Origin of the sequence: Hyphobacterium sp. (assembly GCF_965217055.1) — a bacterium.
GTDB lineage: Bacteria > Pseudomonadota > Alphaproteobacteria > Caulobacterales > Maricaulaceae > Hyphobacterium.
In genome coordinates this window covers 2,047,248-2,069,008 of sequence record NZ_OZ244227.1, presented here as the reverse complement: position 1 = coordinate 2,069,008, position 21,761 = coordinate 2,047,248, and the positions used below count along the sequence as shown (strand labels likewise).

At 63.6% G+C, this 21,761-nt stretch carries 23 protein-coding genes; 11 read left to right on the top strand and 12 right to left on the bottom strand.

All coding sequences use genetic code 11. From position 1 onward, the window contains the following. Positions 1–40 precede the first annotated feature (40 nt). Entirely contained in the window at positions 41–736 is a 696-nt protein-coding gene (gene pdeM / locus ACOOFN_RS10255) for a ligase-associated DNA damage response endonuclease PdeM (protein ID WP_420431110.1), read from the bottom strand. Further along, a complete protein-coding gene (locus tag ACOOFN_RS10250; RefSeq protein ID WP_420431108.1) occupies positions 729–3,188 on the bottom strand; it encodes a ligase-associated DNA damage response DEXH box helicase in 2,460 nt (819 codons plus the stop codon). Before ACOOFN_RS10250 ends, pdeM begins: the two co-directional genes overlap by 8 nt. Positions 3,189–3,342: 154 nt before the next feature. Here ACOOFN_RS10250 and ACOOFN_RS10245 point away from each other — a divergent pair, with 154 nt between their 5' ends. Beyond that, positions 3,343–4,293, top strand: a complete 951-nt coding sequence (locus ACOOFN_RS10245) for a hypothetical protein (RefSeq protein ID WP_420431106.1) — start codon at positions 3,343–3,345, stop codon at positions 4,291–4,293. Here the strand turns inward: ACOOFN_RS10245 and ACOOFN_RS10240 are convergent. The 3 genes from ACOOFN_RS10240 to ACOOFN_RS10230 form a co-directional block, all read right to left on the bottom strand. Next, positions 4,290–6,197 carry a peptidoglycan DD-metalloendopeptidase family protein gene (locus tag ACOOFN_RS10240; protein WP_420431104.1) on the bottom strand — a complete coding sequence of 636 codons (1,908 nt, stop codon included), beginning with the start codon at positions 6,195–6,197 and terminating at the stop codon, positions 4,290–4,292. The two genes, ACOOFN_RS10245 and ACOOFN_RS10240, sit on opposite strands and share 4 nt — an antisense overlap. A 101-nt stretch (positions 6,198–6,298) precedes the next feature. Then, positions 6,299–8,206 (bottom strand): peptidoglycan DD-metalloendopeptidase family protein, encoded by a 1,908-nt coding sequence (locus ACOOFN_RS10235; protein ID WP_420431102.1) that lies wholly within the window; start codon positions 8,204–8,206, stop codon positions 6,299–6,301. Positions 8,207–8,425: 219 nt separating this feature from the next. Continuing rightward, a complete protein-coding gene (locus ACOOFN_RS10230) occupies positions 8,426–10,063 on the bottom strand; it encodes an AbgT family transporter (RefSeq protein WP_420431100.1) in 1,638 nt (545 codons plus the stop codon). Between the two features lie 144 nt (positions 10,064–10,207). Between ACOOFN_RS10230 and ACOOFN_RS10225 the strand changes: the two genes are divergently transcribed. The 6 genes from ACOOFN_RS10225 to ACOOFN_RS10200 all read left to right on the top strand — a co-directional run bounded on the left by ACOOFN_RS10225 (position 10,208) and on the right by ACOOFN_RS10200 (position 13,415). Next, positions 10,208–11,038 carry a mechanosensitive ion channel family protein gene (locus tag ACOOFN_RS10225; RefSeq protein WP_420431098.1) on the top strand — a complete coding sequence of 277 codons (831 nt, stop codon included), beginning with the start codon at positions 10,208–10,210 and terminating at the stop codon, positions 11,036–11,038. Between the two features lie 39 nt (positions 11,039–11,077). Next, the gene (locus ACOOFN_RS10220) at positions 11,078–11,413 is read left to right on the top strand and encodes a DUF6460 domain-containing protein (RefSeq protein WP_420431096.1); all 336 of its coding nucleotides are present in this window, start codon (positions 11,078–11,080) and stop codon (positions 11,411–11,413) included. Positions 11,414–11,476: 63 nt separating this feature from the next. Continuing rightward, positions 11,477–12,301 (top strand): response regulator, encoded by an 825-nt coding sequence (locus ACOOFN_RS10215; protein ID WP_420431094.1) that lies wholly within the window; start codon positions 11,477–11,479, stop codon positions 12,299–12,301. A gap of 51 nt (positions 12,302–12,352) precedes the next feature. Next, on the top strand, positions 12,353–12,841 hold the full coding sequence (locus tag ACOOFN_RS10210) for a PaaI family thioesterase (RefSeq protein WP_420431092.1): 489 nt from the start codon (positions 12,353–12,355) through the stop codon (positions 12,839–12,841). Then, complete coding sequence (locus ACOOFN_RS10205) at positions 12,838–13,254, top strand: PaaI family thioesterase (RefSeq protein ID WP_420431090.1); 417 nt, start codon at positions 12,838–12,840, stop codon at positions 13,252–13,254. The genes ACOOFN_RS10210 and ACOOFN_RS10205 overlap by 4 nt, the downstream gene beginning before the upstream one ends. Positions 13,255–13,274: 20 nt before the next feature. Beyond that, positions 13,275–13,415, top strand: a complete 141-nt coding sequence (locus ACOOFN_RS10200) for a DUF2256 domain-containing protein (protein WP_420431088.1) — start codon at positions 13,275–13,277, stop codon at positions 13,413–13,415. On the opposite strand, the gene ACOOFN_RS10195 is transcribed toward ACOOFN_RS10200, so the two are convergent. The 3 genes from ACOOFN_RS10195 to ahr form a co-directional block, all read right to left on the bottom strand. Then, positions 13,412–14,287, bottom strand: a complete 876-nt coding sequence (locus ACOOFN_RS10195; RefSeq protein WP_420431086.1) for a histone deacetylase — start codon at positions 14,285–14,287, stop codon at positions 13,412–13,414. The genes ACOOFN_RS10200 and ACOOFN_RS10195 overlap by 4 nt on opposite strands. A gap of 44 nt (positions 14,288–14,331) precedes the next feature. Beyond that, positions 14,332–15,123, bottom strand: coding sequence for an AIM24 family protein (locus tag ACOOFN_RS10190; RefSeq protein WP_420431084.1), 792 nt, complete (start codon positions 15,121–15,123; stop codon positions 14,332–14,334). A gap of 72 nt (positions 15,124–15,195) precedes the next feature. Next, positions 15,196–16,215: an NADPH-dependent aldehyde reductase Ahr gene (gene ahr, locus ACOOFN_RS10185; RefSeq protein ID WP_420431082.1), complete on the bottom strand. Its 1,020-nt coding sequence runs from the start codon at positions 16,213–16,215 to the stop codon at positions 15,196–15,198. Positions 16,216–16,301: 86 nt separating this feature from the next. Between ahr and ACOOFN_RS10180 the strand changes: the two genes are divergently transcribed. Continuing rightward, on the top strand, positions 16,302–17,630 hold the full coding sequence (locus ACOOFN_RS10180; RefSeq protein WP_420431080.1) for an MATE family efflux transporter: 1,329 nt from the start codon (positions 16,302–16,304) through the stop codon (positions 17,628–17,630). Positions 17,631–17,865: 235 nt separating this feature from the next. On the opposite strand, the gene ACOOFN_RS10175 is transcribed toward ACOOFN_RS10180, so the two are convergent. Together ACOOFN_RS10175 and ACOOFN_RS10170 are read right to left on the bottom strand one after the other, a co-directional pair. After that, positions 17,866–18,906 carry a quinone-dependent dihydroorotate dehydrogenase gene (locus ACOOFN_RS10175; protein WP_420431078.1) on the bottom strand — a complete coding sequence of 347 codons (1,041 nt, stop codon included), beginning with the start codon at positions 18,904–18,906 and terminating at the stop codon, positions 17,866–17,868. Continuing rightward, entirely contained in the window at positions 18,903–19,253 is a 351-nt protein-coding gene (locus ACOOFN_RS10170; RefSeq protein WP_420431076.1) for a DUF952 domain-containing protein, read from the bottom strand. The genes ACOOFN_RS10175 and ACOOFN_RS10170 overlap by 4 nt, the downstream gene beginning before the upstream one ends. Positions 19,254–19,375: 122 nt before the next feature. Between ACOOFN_RS10170 and ACOOFN_RS10165 the strand changes: the two genes are divergently transcribed. Continuing rightward, on the top strand, positions 19,376–20,002 hold the full coding sequence (locus tag ACOOFN_RS10165) for a S24 family peptidase (protein WP_420435063.1): 627 nt from the start codon (positions 19,376–19,378) through the stop codon (positions 20,000–20,002). Between the two features lie 177 nt (positions 20,003–20,179). Next, positions 20,180–20,539 carry a PRC-barrel domain-containing protein gene (locus ACOOFN_RS10160; RefSeq protein ID WP_420431074.1) on the top strand — a complete coding sequence of 120 codons (360 nt, stop codon included), beginning with the start codon at positions 20,180–20,182 and terminating at the stop codon, positions 20,537–20,539. Here the strand turns inward: ACOOFN_RS10160 and ACOOFN_RS10155 are convergent, their stop codons facing one another. Next, complete coding sequence (locus tag ACOOFN_RS10155; RefSeq protein WP_420431072.1) at positions 20,540–20,761, bottom strand: helix-turn-helix transcriptional regulator; 222 nt, start codon at positions 20,759–20,761, stop codon at positions 20,540–20,542. Positions 20,762–20,763: 2 nt separating this feature from the next. Then, positions 20,764–21,183: a hypothetical protein gene (locus tag ACOOFN_RS10150; protein ID WP_420431070.1), complete on the bottom strand. Its 420-nt coding sequence runs from the start codon at positions 21,181–21,183 to the stop codon at positions 20,764–20,766. A gap of 105 nt (positions 21,184–21,288) precedes the next feature. On the opposite strand from ACOOFN_RS10150, the gene ACOOFN_RS10145 reads away from it, so the two are divergent. After that, on the top strand, positions 21,289–21,483 hold the full coding sequence (locus ACOOFN_RS10145) for a hypothetical protein (RefSeq protein ID WP_420431068.1): 195 nt from the start codon (positions 21,289–21,291) through the stop codon (positions 21,481–21,483). Positions 21,484–21,761 lie beyond the last annotated feature (278 nt).

The window sequence follows — 21,761 nt, the reverse complement described above, 5'->3', positions numbered from 1 at the left end:
CGGCGGGCGGCCCTGCCTTGCGCACGCAGCGCGGCCAGGCCTAGCCCGCAATCCTCTTGGCCGGGATCGGATACACCGCCTCGCGGCCCAGCACCCAGGCATCCGGACAGCGCCCGAACACCGATTTGATCGCCGCATCCCGCACCGACAACCCGCCCGCATAAGCCCCGAAAGCTGGCAGGATCATGCGCACACCATCGGTGGCGAAACAGCGCAATCGGCGGCCGCGGCCCAGCACTTTTGCGGCAGGGTGCAGGTGGCCGCAGATCTCGCCATCGGCCTGGCCGGTTGCCGGTTCATGTCGCAACACCAGCCCGCCCAGCCGCAGCTCGTCGCGGGTCACGCCGCCGAAGCGCGCCGGCGGCACCGGGTCATGATTGCCCTCGATCCAGATCCACTCGGAAACCGCCTCGACCATCGTTTTCAGGCACCCGGCATCGTCATCATGAATGCGGTCGTCCGCTCCCAGATCATGGAAGCTGTCGCCCAGCGCGATCACCGTTTCGGGCTGGAAAGCGGCAATCGCCGCGGCCAGCCGCTCAAGCGTCCGGCGTGTGTCGTAAGGGGGCAGAAGCTGGCCCGACGCCGCATACGCCGAACCCTTTTCGAGGTGCAGGTCCGCGACCAGCAGCGCCGAAAATTCCGGTACGAAAAGCGCGCCGCTGACATGCGGCAGCACGGTTACGCCGTTGACGGCGCAATCGAATGCCTCTGCTTTCCGCGCGAGGTCAGCCATCGTCCAACATCTCCGAAACCAGATCCTCCGCTGCATCGGCGAGAATGCTCTCCTGTGCCTCGCCATAAATCGGTTCGCGGCCGATTTCGAGCATGACAGGCACTGCAAGCGGCGAAACCCGCGGCAGGTCGATCGCATGGATCTGACCCTTCACCCGCTTCAGGGCCTCGCCCAGACGGCGGATATCCAAGAGGCCCGTCGCCGCATCGCGCCAGGCGGCCTGCAACAGGATGTGCTCCGGCTCGTGCTCGCGCAACACGTCATAAATGAGATCCGCGGAGAAAGTGACCTGGCGGCTGGTCTTTTCATGGCCTGGCAGGCGCCGCTCAATGAGACCGGAAATGATTGCGCACTGCTTGAAAGTGCGCTTCATCAGCGGGCTCTCCGCCAGCCAGGCATCGAGATCATCGCCCAGCATGTCCTCTGAAAAGAGCGCATCCATATCCGCTTTCGCCATGTCCCGCAGACCCCAAACGGCGAGCGCGTATTCATTGGCAACGAAGCCCGTTGGCCGTAACCGCATTCGCTCCAGCCGCCGCGTCAGCAGCATGCCCAGCGATTGGTGCGCCAGCCGTCCCTCGAACGGGTAGCAGACGAGGTAGAATTTCCCATGCTTGGGAAAGGTCTCGACGAGGAGATCATCGGGTTGCGGCAGGCGGGATTTTTCCTTCTGCAATCGCAACCAGTCCTGCACCTGCGCGGGCAGGACCCGCCATTGTTCCGGATCGTGCGCGATCTCGCGCACCCGCTTGGCGAGATAGGTCGACAACGGGAATTTGCCGCCCTGGTATGAGGGAACTTTCGGCTCCGGGTCCGACGAGCGCGTCACCAGCGCCGCATTCTCGGCAATGCCTTCGAAGGCAAGTATCTGCCCCGCGAAAACGAATGTGTCGCCAGGCGCGAGCTGCTCGATGAACCATTCCTCGACTTCGCCGAGGGAGCGCCCGCCGCGCGGACCGCGCCCCTTGAGACGCACCGGCAGCATCTCGGCCTCGATGATCGTGCCGACATTCATGCGGTGGCGTTGCGCCACCTGTGCATTGCGCGCCCGCCAGAGCCCGTCGCGATCCCGGATCAGCCGCCGGAACCGTTCATAGCTATCTAGCGCATATCCGCCGGTCGAGCAGAACTCGAGCACGCGGTCGAACGCGTCGCGGGACAGCGCCGCATAGGGCGCTGCGGCCGTTACCTCGTCGAACAAGTCGCCGGCCCTGATCGCTTCGCCGCACGCCCGCCCGGTCATGTGCTGCGCCAGAACGTCAAGCGCGCCGGCGCGCAAGGGCTCGCCGTCGAGCGCACCTTCCGCGACCGCGGACCGTGCGGCTTCGCACTCCAGGTGCTCGAACCGGTTGGCCGGCGCCAAAAGCGCCCGTGACGGCTCGTCCAGCCGGTGGTTGGAACGGCCCAGCCGCTGGATCAGCCGCGCCGAGCCCTTGGGCGCCCCCATCTGGATAACCAGGTCGACATCGCCCCAGTCGATGCCGAGATCGAGAGTCGAGGTACACACGACGGCCTTGAGCTTGCCGGACGCCATCGCGGCTTCGACCTTGCGCCGTTGTTCGACCGCCAGCGAGCCGTGATGAAGCGCGATCGCCAGACCGTCATCATTCAGTCGCCACAGCTCCTGGAAAGTGTGCTCGGCCTGGCTGCGCGTGTTCACGAAAACCAGCGACAGACGCGCCTCCTTGATGGCCGCATATATTTCGGCCATGGCGTGGCGGCCGGAATGACCCGACCACGGAATGCGCGCCTTGCTGGAAAGAATGTCGATCTGCGGCTTCGGTCCGGAGGTTCCGCGCACGATCCGGGCAAAACGCGATTCGCCGGACTGCGGCGTCAGCCAGCGCGCCAGACCGCCCTCGTCCGACACTGTCGCCGACAGGCCGGCACGCCTTGCCTCCGGTGCCCATTGCGCCAGCGTGGCAAGACCGAGAGATAGCAGATCGCCGCGCTTTTGCGGGGCCAGCGCATGGATTTCATCGACGATGATCCGTTTCAGGTCGGCGAACCAGGCGCGGGCATTTGGCGAGGCACAGAACAGGGCAAGCTGTTCCGGCGTGGTTAGCAGAATGTCCGGCGGCTTGTCGCGCTGGCGCTGGCGCCTGGCAGGCGGCGTGTCTCCCGTGCGGGTTTCGATGCGGATATCGAGCCCCATTTCCTCTACCGGAATGGTGAGGTTTCGCGCGACATCGACGGACAGTGCTTTCAGCGGCGATATATAGAGCGTGTGCAAGCGGTGGGGCCGTTTCGGCCCGTCCCCGGCGATGTCCGCCAGGTCGATCAGGCTGGGCAGGAATCCGCCCAGCGTCTTGCCGCCGCCGGTCGGCGCGATCAGCAGCGCATCCTCGCCTGTCCTTGCCGCCTCGATCATCTCGATCTGGTGTGGCCGCGCACGCCAGCCGCGGCGGGCGAACCATTGGGAAAACCGGTCAGGTAGCAGGGGCGCGCTCATCAAATTCAAATCTACCCATGCCTCGCAAAAGCAACAGGCCTGTCCGCATCGAACTCTTGGGGGGACGACGCAAACCCGGTTCCCCCTGCGATGCCGCCACAGGTCTGCTATACACGCAGCCGCTCGGGGGAGCGCAGACGTGTGAGGGACAGACATGGCGCACGCAGCCATCGAGCGATTCAAGGCGCTGGAATCCGCCTTTTTTAATGCCACGAAAAAATCAGAACGCCTGCAGGCCCGCTTTTCCGCGGCCGCCTGCCTGAATGCCGACGATGACCCGGCCACGCTGGTCCGGCGCACATTGCGCGAGCGTGATGCCATTTCCCAACAGCTCTCTCGCTGGAAAGCGCCGTCAGGCTCGATGCGCCTTGTATATGGCGCTGCGCTTGCGGCGTCTCGGCGCGATGGCGGCGGGCTCGTCAAGATGATGGAAGCGCTGTCAGCTGAACGCAAACGGCGCGGCGGCCGCAGCCTGTCCAATGGCGGTGCGCGCGCCGCACTCATCCTGGTCTGTGCCGGCGGTACTTACGCCCAGGCCGGCATGTTCTACGACGTGCTGGAGGAGATCGCCGCGCCCTGGTGGCGCCGGCGCCCGGCTGAAGAGGAAGGCTATGCCGCGATCATGACGGCGGCGGGTGAAACCCCTGCCACCGCGAGAGACCGGCTCGAACGCGCCGAGCGCGCACTTCGGACCGCCGGTGCACCGCGCAGCATCCATGCGACAAGCAAGTTCGAGATCGCCGTCGCCAATCCGCGCGTCGATGATTTCACCTCGGCCTGGACCGCGCTCTCGATCGCCGTGCGCCAGCGCCGGGGCCTGCTCCGGCGCGCCTCATGGAGCGGCATTGCTGCGCTCGCAGCTCAGGTCGATGACGGGTCGCGGGCTGCGGATGCCCTGAACGAAGCCGATCACTTCGTTCAGGAGCATCGCCCGCGCGTGAACAGCATGGCCGCCGGACGGCTCGCCGTCCGCCTGGCAGCAACAATGACGGGCATTCGCACCCCAGCCGGCGCTGCGATTGATCTGGCCGCGATCCTTGCAGCGCAGGCGGCACTCATTGCTGCGACGACCGCCACAACAGCCGCCGTCGTTGCCGCGACCTAGTCGGTCCGCACCGCAACACTGGTCGCACCGCGGATAATGCTGTCGCCATCAAGCGCTTCGACGCGGATGCGCGTTGTCGCCGGCGAAAAGGCCACAGACTCACCTTGCGGCCGCGCGAAGACCGCAAAGCTGGCGGTCTCGCCTGCCGCGAAAATCCGCGTGACATCCTGGGCAGGCGAGCCCAGGCAGGCGCCGCTTGCCGTGTCGGTCTCGCAGATCACGAGATCGAGGCCAGCGGCCGCGCCGGTTCCGGACGGCCGCAGCGTCAGTTCGCCGTCAGCCCCGACATTCGCCACCGCTGCGGCAAAGGCGCCATTCGTGTTCGCGTCTGCCAGCCGCAGGATACCATCGCCCGACGGGGTGACGGCGATCGCAATCAGATCTGCCGAAGATTCTGCGCCAAACGACAGCAACACCGAATTGACACCGGGCAGGATCCGGGCCGCGTCGCCATTGTCGCATTTGTAGCGGATCGGCAATTCAAAGGACGTGCCTTCGGCTCCGGTGTCCGGGGTGAAGCTAAGCACAAAGCTGCGCGAACCGCCCGCCGGAAGATCGAATATCCGGTTCTCGGCGCCGACAGCGGCATTGGACGCCGGGTCGGTTTGCCGGTACCGGAAACGACCACGGAAGGGCGCGCCCGGACCGATCCAGCAGCCTTGCGCGGTGACAGCGGAATTGTTCACCACTGTCGCAAAGACCGTGGCTTCCGAGCCGGCCCGGACGGATCGGCTCGCGGGCAACAGCGCTGCGCCCAGGCGGGCACCGGGCTCCGGCGTCATCGACACATAGAAGGCGCGTTCGCGGATATCGCCTTCGAACTCGCCGCGATATCGCCAGACGCCGGCAGGGGCGTCATCGGGCAGGACCCAGGAAAACTGGCTGTGGTTCCAGCTCAGCGACGGAAAGACGAGCGTGGAGAATGCATGCTGCTCCACGGTGTTGCCAGCCGGATCGATCACGCTGGCAAGGGCATCAACCTCATAGGCCTGGTCGCGCAGGAAATAGCTGAAGAATATCTCGTCGCCCGGCGCGAACACCTGTTGCAGGCTGACCACTTCGTCCTGTGTGTATTTGGGCGGCCGATAGGGCGACCGCGAATGCGTGAACATCGCAGTGATGGCGGGGTCGAGATAACCGTGCTGGTGCTGCCAGATCGTGTCGGGACCATTGCTGCAGGGTCCGCCATACGGATCCACCACGCGCTGGAACAGGGCCGGGTGATGCATCTGGAAATGCAGATGGGGTTCGGCGGACGTGCCGGAGCTTCCGATCAGGCCGATATACTCGCCCTGCTCGACCCGGTCACCGACCTGTTTCCGGGTCAGGCTGCCATTGGCCAGATGGTAGTAGAAGGCTTCGATACCGTCATCGTGGCGGACGATCACGTAGTTGGAGATCAGCGACTCGTTGCGCCCGCCGCCATTGCGATCCGGTTCGCCATCGTGCCAGTCGATGATCACGCCACCCGCCGCGGCGATGACCTCGCCCCAGCTTTCATCCATCGCGAAATCCTGGAATGCGACATAGCTGTAATCGATCCCGGCATGATCATAGCCGCCGGGCAAATCGTAGGTTCGCCGGCCGCACTCGAAGTCACGGAGGAAACCGGGACCGTAGGCATCATGGTCAACGTAATTGATGACATGGTGCACCCTGAAGGGTTCGGCATTCGCGCGGGCACGTATCGGAAAGAGCAATCGCCCGAACGTGCTGCGCGCCGGTTCGGCCTGTGCCACGTCAAATCCAAGCCGCGCACGGTTTTCTTGGAGCCGCGTCTCGATCACATCATAGGGTATCGGCGGATGGAGCGCCTGATGGCCAGGAGCGTCGTCTGCCCGGGCAGATGCCAGGCTGGCAAAGGACAGCGCCAAGGCCGCTGCATAGCTAAATCGTGGATTCATCTTGTCCCCGGGCCGATGACACCAACGCACAATGCCGCGCGCATTCTGCAGGGATTGGGTTTTTCGGACATTCTCGGAACAATGACCTCTTTGTAATCATCCTAGTCCGCCCGCACCGCCACGCTGGTCGCGCCGCGGATCGTACCGCCGGCATCGCTCGCGGTCAGCTGGACGCGATTGGCGGCTGGTGCGAACGGCACAGCCTCGCCCTGACCGCGCGCGAACACCGCAAAACTCGCGGTTTCACCGGCAGGGAAAACCCGCGTGACGCTGTCTCCGGCCGGCACCAGGCACGCACCGGTCAGAGGATCGGTTTCGCAGATCCGCAGCCGCAGGCTTGCGGCAGCACTCGAACCCGTCGGACGCAGTGTCAGCGTGTCCGTATCGCCGACATTGGCCACGGCTGTAACGAAGGCGGCCGCGGATTGGGCATCCGCCAGCCGCAAAATCCCGTCGCCGGTCGGCGTGGCGGCAACGGCAACAAGATCGGCGGAAGCGTCCGCGCCAAACGCCAACAGGATTGTATTGACGCCACTGACGATGTTTGCCGCATCGCCATTGTGACACTTGAATCGCAAGCGCTGGTCGTGGGCAATCGCCTGCGCGCCGGGCTGCGGCGTCAGGCTCAGGACAAAGCTCCGCGCGCCGCCGGCCGGCACGTTGAAGATCGCGTTCACGACGCCCGTCGCCGCATTGCTGGCCGGGTCCGTCTCACGGTATTCGAAGCGCCCGGCAAACGGCGAATCCAGTGTGATCCAGCATCCACTCGCGTCCACATCTGACGGGTTGAGCATGGTGGCGAACACCGTCGCGGCGGAACCGGCGACAACCGAACGGCTGCCCGGCAGCGTGGCCGCGGCGAGGCGGGCGCCGGCCTCGGGACTTTCGCTGACATAGACCGCGCTTTCCCGCACATCGCCCTGGAATTCGGCGCGGATGGCCCACTGCCCGGCGGGCGCATCGGCAGCCAGCGTATAGCTCGTCTGGTAATCGGCCGCAGCGGCGAAGTCCGTCGCCGCCGCGAATTCCTGCTCGAACACGACTGTGCCGGACGGGTCCGCCAGCGAGATTGCCGACACGGCACCGACGGCGCGGTCCCGGACGTAAAGCCCGAGATAGGCAGTATCGCCCGGCTCGAACGTGTCGCGGAAACGGGGGTATTCCGGCTGGCAGAAGGACCCGCTGACATTCTGCGGCGTGAAATTGTGGGTGTGGATCGCCGTGATCGCCGGGTCGACATAGGCGTGCTGGTGACGCCACAGCGAGGTATCCGCGCCGCATGTGCCGGCAAACGGGTCGACGATGTTTTGATCCTGGTCCCATAACTCGAAATGCAAATGCGGTGCGGTCGAGATTCCCGAACTGCCGACCAGGCCCAGAAATTCGCCGGCTTCGACGCGCTCGCCTATGCCGCGGTCAGTCAGCGTGGCACGCGCCAGATGCCAGTAATGCGCGGTCATCCCGTCATCCTGCAAAACCGACACGTAATTGGCACTCTGGTTCGCCCCCAGCCCGCCGCAATTGCGGTCCGGCGCGTCATCATTGCGGGCGATGATGACGCCTGACGCCGCGGCAACCACTTCCACCCAATGCTGGTTCATTGCATGGGAACGGAACGGCGCGGTCGATATGTCGGTGCCGGCGTGATCATAGCCCGTGTTCAGATCATAGGTCCGTGCGCCGCACGCATAATCCATGCGCTGGAACGGGCCCGCCGGATCGAGATCAACGAAATTGCCGATGAATTGCGGCCGGAACACATCGGCATTCGGCCTTGCCTGCACCGGATAAATCAGCCGGTCGAAATCGTCACGGCTGGCGGGCGCGCCTTCGACATCTTCTCGCGCAATCCCGAGTGCTTCCCGGTTGGCCGTGATCTGCTCGATGACCGATGAATAGTCGATCGGCGCGTGTAGCGGCGGGCGGACGGAGCTTCCTGGAGACGGCTGCGCGGCGGCCGCAGCCGCCACACCGAGCCAGGCGACAGGCAATAGCAGAACTCGCAACATTGCACCTTGCAGCCACCGGCCCTTGGTCCGGCGGCCCCTTGCTGGCGCCCTTGTCTGCGTCCACAACCCCTTGCGGATGACCACCCTAGCAAGTCGCGCGGGGAGTCCCAAATGAACTATTCGTGGCCCGTCTGCCGATTGATTTGTCAGGCCTCGAGCCCGGCATGACTGCAACAGCGGGGCGGCGGTAAAGACAGCCGCCCCTACTGTTATAGCAGGCTAACCGCCATTAACGACCGGAGCAACGTATTCCACGCCCGCGCCCGGTCCCAGCGGCCAGCCGAGATAGACCCAGCCCAGCATCATCAGGAAGCCGAACAACAGCATCAGCATCGAATACGGCACCATGATCGCCGTCAGGCTGCCCAGACCGAAACCCGGAATCCAGCGTCGTGCGAAGACCAGGATCAACGGGAAATACACCATCAACGGCGTGATGATGTTGGTCGCGGAATCGCCCACCCGGTAAGACGCCGTCGTGGCTTCCGGAGAGACCCCGAGCAACATGAACATCGGCACGAAGACCGGCGCCAACAACGCCCATTTCGCACTCGCGGAGCCGACGAACAGATTTATGAAGCCCGTCAACAGGACCAGCAGCGCCAGCACCATGGGCAGCGGCAGACCGGAGGATTCGATCACGCCAGCACCGGTCACCGCGGTGATCAGTCCCAGATTGGACCAGCCGAACATCGCCACGAAATGCGCTGCGGCAAAGGCCAGCACGAGATAGTAGGCCATGTCCCCCATCGCCTTCGACATCATGTCGACCAGGTCGCGATGGTTCTTGATCGTCCCCGCCCCGACGCCGTAGGCCGTGCCCGCGGCAAGGAACAGGATGAAGAACCCGGCGACAAGCGACTGGAAGAGCGGCCGCAGGCCCGTCACCGTATCCGGTGCGCTGTCATCATAGAGCGCGGTGCCCGGTCCGACTGTCAGGAAAGCCCACAGCGCGACAACACCCAGCGTTGCGAACCCGGCCCAGGCCAGGCCCTTGCGCTGCCCGGGTGTCAGCGGCGCAGTCGGATCGTCGTTCTCGTCCGCCATCGCGCCGCCGGGCGCGGCGCCGCCGGTCCATTTGCCCAGACGCGGCTCGATCATGCGGTCGGTCACGAACCAGATGATCGGAAGGTAGAAGACCAGAAGGCCGATGATGAAATACGTGTTGCCCGCGATATTCACTTCATAGGCCGGGTTGATGAGATCGACACCGGCCTGCGTGATGCCGAACAGCAGGGCATCAAGCTGACCGGGTGCGATGTTGGCGGAAAAGCCCCCGGAAACACCGGCAAAGGCCGCCGCAATCCCTGCAATCGGGTGGCGCCCGGCCGCCGCATAGAGCACGCCCGCCAGCGGGATCAGCACCACATAGCCGGCATCCGCGGCATGGTTGCCGAGCATGGCGATCAGCGCGACCACCGGCGTCAGCAGGAATTTCGGTGCATTCCGGACACCGGCACGCATCGCGGTACCGAACAGGCCGGCGCGTTCCGCCACACCGGCACCCAGCATCACGACCAGCACGTATCCGAGCGGATGGAAGTGCGTAAAGGTCGTCGGCATCTGGGTCAGCAATTGCTGCAGATTCGCTGGACTCAGGAGGCTGGCGACCGAAATGACGCCGTCATCGCCAATACCGAATCGCGCGCGCCCGGATTCTCCCAGCCCAGTCAGCACTTCGGAACTAAGCTGAACCGATACGCCGAGCACCGCCAGAGCGACACTGATCACGACCAGCGCCAGGATCAGGTAGAAGAATATGAAGACAGGATCCGGCAAGGCATTACCGGTCCGCTCGATCCAACCCAGGATTCCCTTTTGCGCCTCGGGATGTTCGATTGTGCTTTCAGATGCCATGTCTCTCCCCGGAATAATTCATTGGCGAAGGGTTAGCAGGCAGAACCGGAATCGCAAAGCGCTTCGCCAAGAGGGCTTGCACCGCTGGTATTCGCTGATTATCAGGCCGGAACACGAATAGTTACGCGATAAAGGCGAGACCGCATGGAACAGCTCCTGAACGACAATGAAGCCCTGATCCGGCAGATTACGGAAATCGTCACGACCGGCGGCGTCAACGTATTGCTGGCGCTTGGAATCCTCATTGTCGGATACATCGTTGCCGGCGCCGTAGAGCGCGCTGTCAAGCGAGTGTCAGAACGCAATCCGCGCATCGACAAGACGCTGGCCACCTTCTTCGCGTCATTGGCGCGCTACGCCATCCTCGCCGTCGTCTTCATAGCCGTTTTGAGCCGGTTCGGTGTCGAGACCACGTCGCTGGTCGCCGCCATTGGTGCCGCCGCCTTTGCCGTCGGCCTCGCCCTTCAGGGGACGCTGTCGAACGTTGCTTCCGGGGTCATGCTGGTCTTCTTCCGGCCCTATTCTCTGGGCGATTTCGTGGAAGTCGCCGGTGTTTCCGGCACGGTCGCCGACATGAATTTGTTCACCACCGAACTCACCACGTCGGACAACAAGACCATCATCGTGCCCAATGGCCAAGCCTGGGGTGGCGTGATCACCAATTTCACCGTCAAGCCGACGCGCCGCGTCGATATCACCTACTCGATCTCGTACGATGATGATATCGACAAGGCGATGGACGTGATCCGCGCCCATTACGAAGCCGACGAGCGCGTCCACAAGGAGCCGGAATTCTTCCTTGGCGTGATTTCGCACGGCGCGTCATCGATCGACATCGTCACCCGCGCTTGGACCAATACGGCGGACTATTGGGGCGTCTATTTCGATGCGATGAAAGGCATCAAGCAAGCGTTCGACAAGAACGATATCGAGATCCCCTATCCGCACGAAGTGCAGATCCAGAAGAAAGGATAGGGCCTCAATCACGCCGCAATCGGCTGGGAGGCTGGAAACATGTCAGAGACCGAAAAAACATCGCGCACCAGCGAAGCGCCGGCCGAGCCCAAAACCCGGCTTCAGCGTCTGTTATCGGTAACGCCGGGCGACATTCTGCGGATCGTCCTGATCTCCGTGGTCGTCGGTCTGGTCCTTGCTGCCTTCCGCGTGGACCCGCGGCGTCTCTGGGTCGACTTCTTTGGCACCATCGCCGAGACATGGTCTGAGTTTCTGAATATTTCCATGGACTTGATACGTTGGTCCGTGGACTATCTCTTCCTCGGCGCCATTCTGGTCGTCCCGATCTGGTTGATCATCCACGTCGTGCGCGCATTAGGGAAGCGTTCACCCTAAGTCCCGAAATAGCGTGAAAAATCCGAAGCTTCGCGTTAGGCATGCGCTGTTTCGGAGGGGTGAATGGGCGCTGCACCGGTCATCGAGAGCTTTGCGCACTGGTCGTCGACCGGTGAGTGCTGGCGTGACCGGCCTGTCCTGCTGCTCGAGCGCGCAACGTTGATGCGGCGCTTGCTCACCGGTTCCCTCAAGAGTGCCGGCGCCCGGCAAATCATCACTGCCGAGAACGAGCAGGAAGCCCGCGCCATAATCGAAACCGACCTGCCGGGAATGGTGATCACCGACTGGAAGGCGGAAGTCGAGAATCCGCGCGAAGCCCTGTCACTCGTGAAGGCCGTCCGCTCGAGCGAGAACCCGGCTTATCGTGACGTTCCCATTGTACTGACCAGTCAACGCACTTCGCGGTCTGAAGTCGAACGTGCGCGCGATGCCGGCATTTCCGAGTTCCTGCGAAAGCCGCTCGCGACCGGTGATTTTCTCAATCGCGTGCAACACGCGGCGACGCCGCGGCCTTTCGTGCGCGAAACCCGCTTTGCCGGTCCGGATCGGCGCCGCAAGCCACGCACCGCGAACGACCCGTTGTTCAAGCGCCAGCGCGATGTTGAGGACGGTCTCGTCGACGCACTGCAGGCCGCCCGCAATGCGTGTTATGCGCTGGCCGTCGAGATCGCCCGTGACGGCTGCGAGCACGCGCGCCGGGTCTCGGTGTCACTCAAGCAGTATTTGACCGCCGTCTCCGAATTCGGACCGCGGGAAAACGAAATCGTGGAAATGCACCGCGCTGCCCTGGTCCAGCTCGACGAGGCCCACGAAGCCGATACACCGGTTCGCCTCGCTGTCGTGAAGGGCCTCGAGGACGTGGTGCAGATGCGCCTGGCGAAGCTCTAGCCTCCCCCCGCTTTCCCGCCTATCTCTTGGGTCCCCAATGAGGACCCGTACATGTCGGAATCGCTGCAGGAATTGCTGAATCGGCTGGCGCCACTGATTGTCGACGGCTCGCCGCACGCCCAGGCGCTCGGCCTCGCGCTCGACGGGCTCGGCCCGGGACGCGCGACCATGCGCGCACCCTATCGCGAGGATCTGATCGGCGACCCCGAGACCGGCGTCCTGCACGGCGGCGTGGTAACGGCCCTGCTTGATCATGCCTGCGGCGTGGCGGCCTTTTCCGGCCTCGGCGCCAGGGAAACCCCGGCGACGCTTGATTTGCGCATCGATTACATGCGGCCCGCCGAGCCCGGCAAGGACATCATCGCCGAAGCGGAATGCGTGCGCGCCCACGGCCTAATCGCCTTCGTCCGCGCCACCGCCCATGACGGCGATGAAAGCGATCCGGTGGCGATGGCGTCCGCCGCCTTCATGGTCACCCGACCATCGAAAGAGGCCGCTGAACGCGTCAAGAAAGCCATCGAATCCGGAGAATTGTCATGAGCGATGATCTCCTCAAGACCCTGCTCGAAGCGCCCTATGTGGCCAAGTTCGGCATCCGCTTCGAGCGCAAGGGTGACGAGCTTACAGGTGTCCTTCCCTATGAGGAACACTTGGTCGGAAACCCCTTGGTGCCGGCGCTGCATGGCGGCGCGGTCGGCGCGTTCATGGAAGTGGTCGGCTCCGGCGCGCTGATTGCCGCACAGAAACTCGTGCGCCTGCCCAAGCCGATCGACGTTGCGGTCGACTATCTGCGCCCTGCCCGGCCCATCGATGTCTATGCACGCGCGGTGATCGGCCGCTCCGGCGCCCGCGTCGCCAATGTCCGGGTCGAAGCCTGGCAGGGCCGCCGCGAAGCGCCGGTCGCCACCCTGCACGGGCATTTCCTGATCAAACCGGAAGCGGTCGAGGGGTAGGCCCCGCCGGAAGTGCGCCGATGGCGCGTGCGAAGTCGAAAGCTGACTTGCCCTCTAAGGTCTGCGTGACCTGCGGGCGACCGTTTGTCTGGCGCAAGAAGTGGGAACGCGTCTGGGAGGAGGTGAAATACTGCTCGAAGCGCTGTGCTGGACGGCGTTAGGCCGCCCTCGCCACTTCAGCAAACGCCAGCGCGTGACGTTTCGCCAGCGCCTCGACATCGCGCGAATAGCCCCCGCCCATGACCACGCAGAGCGGCACACCGGCGCGTTTCACCGTGTCGCTGACATAGGCTTCCCGCTTGGCGAGTCCTTCATCTGACAGATCCAAGAGGCCGAGCCGGTCCTCGCGATGCGGATCCACCCCGGCATTAAAGAAGACCAAGTCCGGCTTCTCCTGCGCGATCAAGTCCGGCAGCGTATTGGCCAGCGTCCGCAGATAGGTGTCATCGCCGGTGCCCGCCTCGAGCCCGATATCGAGATCGCTAGGCACTTTCCGGCGCGGCCAGTTCTTTTCGCAATGCAGGGAAAAGGTGAAGGCGCGCTTGTCGTCCGCGAAGATCTTCGCGGTCCCATCGCCCTGGTGCACGTCGAGATCGACGATCAGGATTTTCGAGACCGAGCCCTCGGCGAGCAGGAGCTTTCCGGCGACACCGACATCGTTGAACACGCAGAAACCGGCCCCGCCCTCCGGCATCGCATGGTGCGATCCGCCCGCCAAATTGCCGGCCACGCCATGTTCCAGCGCCAGCCGCGCCGCCAGCACCGTGCCCGCCACCGAGGTCCGCGTGCGGTGCTCGATGAATTTCGTCACCTTGAAGCCGATCCTGCGCTGTGTCGCCGCGTCCAGTGTCTGGCCCAGCACGCCGGCCACATAGTCCGGCTCATGCGCCAGCGACAGCCAGGCTTCCGGCGCCATGATCGGCTGCTGATAGGCGTCCAGCCCCGCGACCGCTCCGTCGCGCACCAGCTGTTCGGCCACGGCGCGATACTTGCCCATGGGGAAGCGATGCGTGTCCGGGACATCGGCCGCCACATAGAGCGGATGAAAGACGAGCGGTAGCGGGATGAAAAACTCCGTTATGAACCGCGCAGCATCGATCCCAACGGACCCAGGGCAGACCCCTCGCCCTGACCGGAGCCGGTCACCGGCACATTGGCCAGGATCCGTCCGGCGAGCCGCGAGAACGGCATCGACTGGATCCACACCCGTCCCGGACCGCACAGCTTGGCGAAGAACACGCCTTCACCGCCGAAGATCATCGATTTCACGTTGCCGGCGCGCTCGATCTCCATCGAGACCTCCTGCGTGTAGGCGACAACGCAACCTGTATCGACATGCAGTTCTTCGCCTGCGGCCAGTGTCATTTCTGTCAGCGTGCCGCCGGCATGGACAAAGCACCATCCATCGCCTTCCAGGCTCTGCATGATGAAGCCTTCGCCGCCGAACAGGCCGGTCATGATCCGCTTTTGCAGCGCAATTCCGACCGAAACGCCCTTCGCAGCCGCCAGGAAGCTGTCCTTCTGGCAGATCAGCTTGCCGCCCACATCGGGCAGATGCACGGGAATGATCGTCCCCGGATACGGCGCCGCAAAGGCGGCGCGCGCCTTGCCCTGACCGGTATGGGTGAACACGGTCATGAACAGGCTTTCACCGGTCAACAGGCGTTTGCCGGCCCCGGCCAGCGCCCCCATGAATCCCTGGTTCTTCTTCGAACCATCGCCAAACACGGCTTCCATGTTGATCGACGGAGCCTTGAACATCATGGCGCCGGCTTCCGACACCACGCTTTCTCCCGGGTCCAGCTCGATTTCCACGAACTGGATATCCTTGCCCTTGATCTCGTAATCGATGACGTGTGCTTCGCTCATTGCGCTTTCTCCCCTGAAGTGGCGGCAACCTAGTCGGCGCACCGCACTTTTGGGAGGAAATAATGCCCGCGATCAGCCGAAATCGTTTTCCAGCACGAAACGGTAGCGCACATCGCCTTTCTTCAGGCGGGCGATCGCCTCGTTGATTTTCGACATCGGCAGATGCTCGGTCTGCGGCGCGATGTCATGCCGCGCGCAGAACTCCAGCATGGTCGCGATCGTCGCCGGCGCGCCGACCGACGTGCCGGACACGCTGCGCTGATTGTTCATCAGCATGCCAGCCGATGCCGGGATCGGCTCCATCACCGCGCCGACCATGTGCAGCCGCCCGCGCGGTGCCAGCGCATTGATGTAGCGCGACCATTTCAGCGGCACGTTCACCGTCGACAACACCATGGCATATCGCCCGCGCTCGGCCTTCAGCGCGTCGCCGTCGCGGCTGTTGACGATGCGGTGGGCGCCGAAGGCGCGCGCCTCGTCCGCCTTGGCGTCGGATGACGTGAACGCCGTGACCTCACACCCCCACGCCTTGAGGAATTTCAGCGCCATATGGCCAAGACCGCCAATGCCGATCACCCCGACCCGGTCGGTCGGCTTGATGTCGAATTGGACGATCGGGTTGAACACGGTGATCCCGCCGCAGAACAGCGGTCCGGCCTTTGCCGCACCGACTCCTTCCGGAAGAGGCACAGCCCACGCTGCCTGTGCCCGGACCTTGTCGGCAAACCCGCCGAACCGGCCCTGGTGCGCCGCCGCAACGCCCCTGGCATCCGGGCACATATTGTGATCGCCGCTCATGCAGGTCTGGCAGGTCAGGCAGGAATGCGCATACCAGCCGACCCCGACGCGGTCCCCGGCCTTCAGATGGGTAACGCCGGATCCGACGTGCTCGACACGGCCGATCACCTCGTGGCCCGGCACCAGCGGGTATTCCGAGACGGACCACTCATTGTCGATCAGTGACACGTCGGAATGGCAAAGCCCGCAGCTCTCGACCGCGATCTCGACCTCGTCCGCCGGCAGCTTGCCTGGATCGAAATCGTAACGTTCGAGGGCTGCGCCCTGCTCTTTCGCCGCCCAAGCCTGGATCATCTGTGTCACTCCCCGCAAGTCTTTGTGATCAGCATATAGACGCGTTTCGATTGCGTCTCACCCCGGTAGCGGATAACGGGCTGCACATGGATCCCGTTGCCCTTACCCGCAAGGATGTTTTCCTGCGCGCCTGGCCGCTGGTCTTCGCCAATGCCGCGATCCCGCTGGCCGGCGTCGTCGATACCTTCGTGCTCGGAATTGCGGGCGACGAGACGGATCTTGGCGGGGTCGCGCTCGGGGCGGCGCTGTTCAACATCGTCTACTGGAGCTTCTACTTCCTGCGCATGGGCACGACCGGCCTGACCTCGCAGGCCGACGGGGCGGGCAAGGAGGACGAAGTCCAGCGCTCGCTGGTCCGCGCCCTGATCCTCGCCGGCGTGATCGGCGTGTTCATCATGGCCGCGCAATACCTGTTCGCCCGCGCCGGGTTTTTCCTGCTGCAGGGCGGCGAAGCCGTGGAGGCCAATGGCGCGCATTATTTCCATGCCCGGGCCTGGGGCGCGATCGGCGCCTTCGGCGTGTTCGCCATTACCGGCTGGCTGATCGGGCTTGGCCGCTCGACCGAGACCCTGGTCGTGCACGGCGTGATCAGTGCGGTGAATATCGGGCTCGATCTCTGGTTCGTGCTCGGTCTCGGCTATGCCGCCGGCGGCGTCGGCGCCGCGACCGCCATAGCGGAATGGTCCGGCCTTTTGCTCGGCATTGTCTTTGTCTTGCGCGTGATCCCGCAGCGCGGCGGCTGGTGTTCCGACATCTTCGTCCGCGCCCGGCTGCTCGACCCGGCCGCGATCCGCACCATGATCGACGTCAATCTCAACCTGATGATCCGCACATGGGCGATGATCATCGGCTTTGCCTGGTTCGCCAATGCCGGTGCCAGGCAGGGTGCAGCCGTGCTCGCCGGCAATCACGTCCTCTTGCAGGTCATCACCGTCACGGCCTTCGTGCTCGACGCCTTCGCCTTCGTCTCGGAGACCGAGTCGGGCCGTGCCGTCGGCCAGAAATCGGTGAAGCGCTTGCGCCGCGCCCTGGTCCTGACCTCGGAACAGGCCTTGATAACGGGCGCGGTCTTCGCGGTGGTGCTGGTCGGCTGGGGCGACGAGGCCCTGTCATTCGTAATCGGCGACGAGGATGCCCGCCGCGAGGCGATCCGTTTTCTTCCCTGGTGCGCCATCGTCCCGCTGATGGGCGCCATGGCCTGGATATTCGACGGCATTTTCATCGGCGCCACGCGCGGCGCCATGCTGCGCAATGCCGCTATTGCCGCCGTTGTGATCTACCTCGTCGCCGACTTCATCCTGGCGCCGGTTTACGGCAATCACGGCGTCTGGGCGGCCTTCCTGATTTACTACATCGCCCGCGCCGCGACACTGGCGGTGCAATATCCGGCGCTCGAGAAACGGTTGGCGGGGTAAAGGTCCGGCTGTTTGGTTTCCTCCCCCGCAAGCAAAGGGAGAAATCGAACACAAATCGCCTTTCATGCCTTGCCGGGATTTTTTCGTCGCCGGGGTTTTCAGGTCAAGGGCGCGATAGCGCCGCTGAGCGGTTTTACCCTTGAGCTGAAAACCTGGCGCGAAACACTGGCCGGCAAGGAATGTAGGGCGGGATCGGCTTGGCTTCCCCTCCCCATCAAGCGGATGGAAAATAAGCCTAAACGTCCGCGCCAACGGCGTCAGAAACGTTGGAATACCCGTCCGCCTTGAGCCGCTCGGCAAGGCCGCGATTGATCCGTGCGACCAACCCTGGCCCCTCGTAGACCAGCGCGGAATAGAGCTGCACGGCGCTCGCCCCGGCGCGAATCTTGGCATAGGCCGTGTCCGCATCTTCCACCCCGCCGACGCCAATCAGCGGCACAGCGCCGTTCAGCGTTTGCGCGAAGGCTTTCAGCAACGCCGTGGAGCGGTCGAACAGTGGACGGCCCGACAATCCGCCGGTTTCGGCCCTGTCGTGACTTACCAGCGTCTCCGGCCGTTCGATCGTCGTATTGGACACGATCAGCGCATCAATGCCGTTATCGCGGACACTCGCCGCAATGTCGGCGAGGTCCTCATCCCCGAGATCGGGCGCCACTTTCAGGAAGACCGGTGCGGCACCGCTGGCCGCCATCACCCGCCCCAGCAATTCATCGAGAGCCGCCTTCGATTGCAGCGCGCGCAAGCCGGGCGTGTTTGGCGACGAGATATTGACGGTGAAGAAATCCGCCAGACCGTCCAGCGCCAGCAGCGAGGTGACGTAATCCTCGGTGCGATCTTCGGAATCCTTGTTCGCTCCGAGGTTGATCCCGACCACACCCGGCCGTCCGAGCCGCGCTGACAATCGCGATCTCAGCGCGGTCAGGCCGGCATTGTTGAATCCCATCCGGTTGATCACGGCGCGGTCACCCGCAAGCCGGAAGACCCGCGGCTTGGGATTGCCGGCCTGCGGGCGCGGCGTGACGGCGCCGCATTCGACAAAGCCGAAGCCCAGTTTCAGCAGCGGGTCGATAACCTCGCCATTCTTGTCATAACCGGCGGCGAGCCCGACCGGATTGGGAAGCTCCAGGCCGGCAATCGAGGTCCGCAGGATCGGGTCGGCCACGATCGGCGGGATCGGCACCAGACCGCTTTTCAATGCCATGAGGCTCGCTGTGTGCGCGGCCTCCGGCGGCAACAGGTGCAGCGCACGCGTGCCGAGCCTCGCGAGCCCGCTCACGTCGACAGGTCGTCCGGCAACAGCCAGCCGCCTTCATCTCCCTTGCGCAGGAGCCGCACCGTTCTCACCGCGATCATCGGCAATTCGTCATAGAGGTGCGGGAACAGCTCGCCGCCGCGCGACTTTTCCCAGACCAGCTCGTCCCCGAAATGCCCCGCATCGACCTCGATCAATGCCAGCCGCTCGAAATCGGTGAACCATTTCTCCAGCGTGCCGGCCAGCTGTTCCGCGGTCGACAGATGGATATAGCCATCGTCGATATCGACGCCCGCCCCCTTGAAAACGCCGGCCGCCATCGCCTCAGCCCAAATGCGCGGATCAACCAGCTTATAGACGGGTTCTGTCATCGCTTCAGCTCCGCCTGCCGCTTGCTTGCGGAATATATTCCGCGTGCTATTCTATCTATGGTTGTGGTCAAGGAATATATTCCTGTAGTAAGGAGCGACTCAGCTTGAGCGGAATAAACACCATGCTCACCCATAATCAAATCTGGAAAGGCGTCGACCTGCTGGCGGCCAGGACAGGGCTGACGCCCTCCGGGCTGGCGCGCCGTGCCGGAATGGATTCCACGACCTTCAACGTTTCCAAGCGCACCAGCCCCGATGGCAGCCGGCCGCGCTGGCCGTCCACCGAGAGCATCGCCAAGGCGCTCGATGCCGTACGGGTCGATTTCGAGGAATTCGCGGCGCTGGCAACCGGCGCTTCGCGCACGCGCTCCGTCCCGCTGATCGGTTTTGCGCAGGCCGGCAATGACGGGTTCTTCGACGATGCCGGCTTTCCCGTAGGCCAGGGCTGGGAAGAAGTCGTCTTTCCCGGCGTCGAGGATGCGCATGCCTACGCGCTGGAGATTTCCGGCGATTCAATGGTGCCGGTCTACCGCGACGGCGATCGCGTCGTTGTGGCCCCCGGGGAACTGCCGCGCCGCGGCGACCGGATCGTGGTGCGCACCCGCGATGGCGAAGTGATGGCCAAGGAGCTCGTCCGCTTCACCGAGGAGGGGCTGGAGCTGGCGTCGCTCAATCCCGAATATCCCGGCAGGTCATTGAAAACAGCCGAGATCAGCTGGATGGCAAGAATTGTGTGGGCGAGTCAATGAAACACAATATATAGTTATGCGTTATCCTGTCTGACGGGGACAGGTTCGTCACATTGCGGACATGTTCATGTCACTGAAAAGTCGCCGAATCAGCGGCGATAGGATGTTGCGTACCGGCGCAAATCAACTCGACGCCGGGCGCCAGGTTGATTTGCCGCTCTAGAAAGGAGCCTGGCCATGTCTATCCTCCCGCGTATCTCCTCCGCCACCGCCCTTCATGGCATTCCTGTTGTCAGCCCCTCCGGCCGCAAGCTCGGAACGATGGATGATGTTGTCGTCGGCGTTGCCACCGGCAGGGTCCTGCATGCCGTCGTCGCCCTCGATGAGGCCAGCGAGCTCGGCGAGCGCTATTACGCTGTGCCATGGGAAGCGCTGACCTTCGATCCGGCCTATGACCGCTGCGTGCTCAACGTGCCGATCGAAACGCTGCGCGCCGCACCGGCCTTCCCGTCACGCGACGCGCTCAACGATGCCGATCCGCGCCTCCGCCGCATGCTCAACGATCATTTCGGCGAATACCGGTCAGCCGCTGCCTGATCAGCCATCGCCGGGATACTGGAAGACGTCTTCCAGCGGCACTTTGAAGACATTCGCGATCTGGAAGGCGACTTCCAGCGACGGGGAATACTTGCCCTGCTCGATCGCGATAATTGTCTGCCGCGTGACGCCGACGCGCTTGGCAAGATCCGCCTGCGTCATCTCCTGCGCGTGAAACCGCAGCTCGCGCAGCCGGTTGGTGATACGGGTGGGTTTCGCCATGGCTAAACGCCCCGCCGGTAATCGATCAGCTTCGACACTGCCTTCACGATCTCCGCGCCAACCAGCGCCCCCAGCGCAACATGCGCCATCCAGAAAACCGACGCACCGGTCAGCGCCAGGCCGAGCACGCTGAACAGGCCGACCGCCGTCAGCAGCCCGCCGCGTTGATCACCGCGCAATTCGATCACGCGGTCGCGCTCGTCCACCTCCTCCGCATCCTGACGGAAGACGATGGCCATCAGGACATGCGCAACGATGGTCAGCACCACCATCAGAAAGACGGCCCCGAACAGGCGGGCATTGTCGGCGGTTTCAGGAACACCGTCCGCCAGCGCGCCCCGGATCGTCGTGGAGAAATACGCTCCATAGATGATGGCCGTCAGCATCAGCAGCACCCAATTGCTTTTTTCACGAAAACTCATGTCAAACCTCATCGACCTTGTGTTAGTTTTTTTGGCGTATATATACTTTGCACACCTGATCGACTCAGGGTAGTGGGTTGCCCCGTTAAATGACGGAGGCTGCAAATGGCAGACGGCACTACAATCAAGCAGGACCACAATTCGCCTGAAGAGGTTGCCTACAAACTGTTTCAGGACGTGCTGAATGTGGAGAAGAGGGCGCTTTATGCGCACGGGGACAACCCGGCAGATCGCAAGCTGATTCTTGACACCTATGCGGAGTGCCTTTTGGCTGTAAAATCTCCGCACGACCGGCAGTAGCGAACTCGTAGTATTCGCCCGCCGCGCGGGCAGGATTGGCTGTATGCGCCGCCAGCTCTAGGCAGCGCAGGCGCAGGCTTAGATCATCCATGATATAAAAAAGCCCGCTACTTGGCGGGCTTCCCTTTCTGCTTGTCGGTATCGCTAGGCGGTGACTTCGCCACCCTTTCTAGCTTGCGGTCAAAAGCCTTCTCGTCCTCGTCGCATTCCAATTCGCGAGCGAGGGCTTTGAACTTGTCTGTTTGACTCGCTCGATCTTTAGCTTTCATCATTGCTCC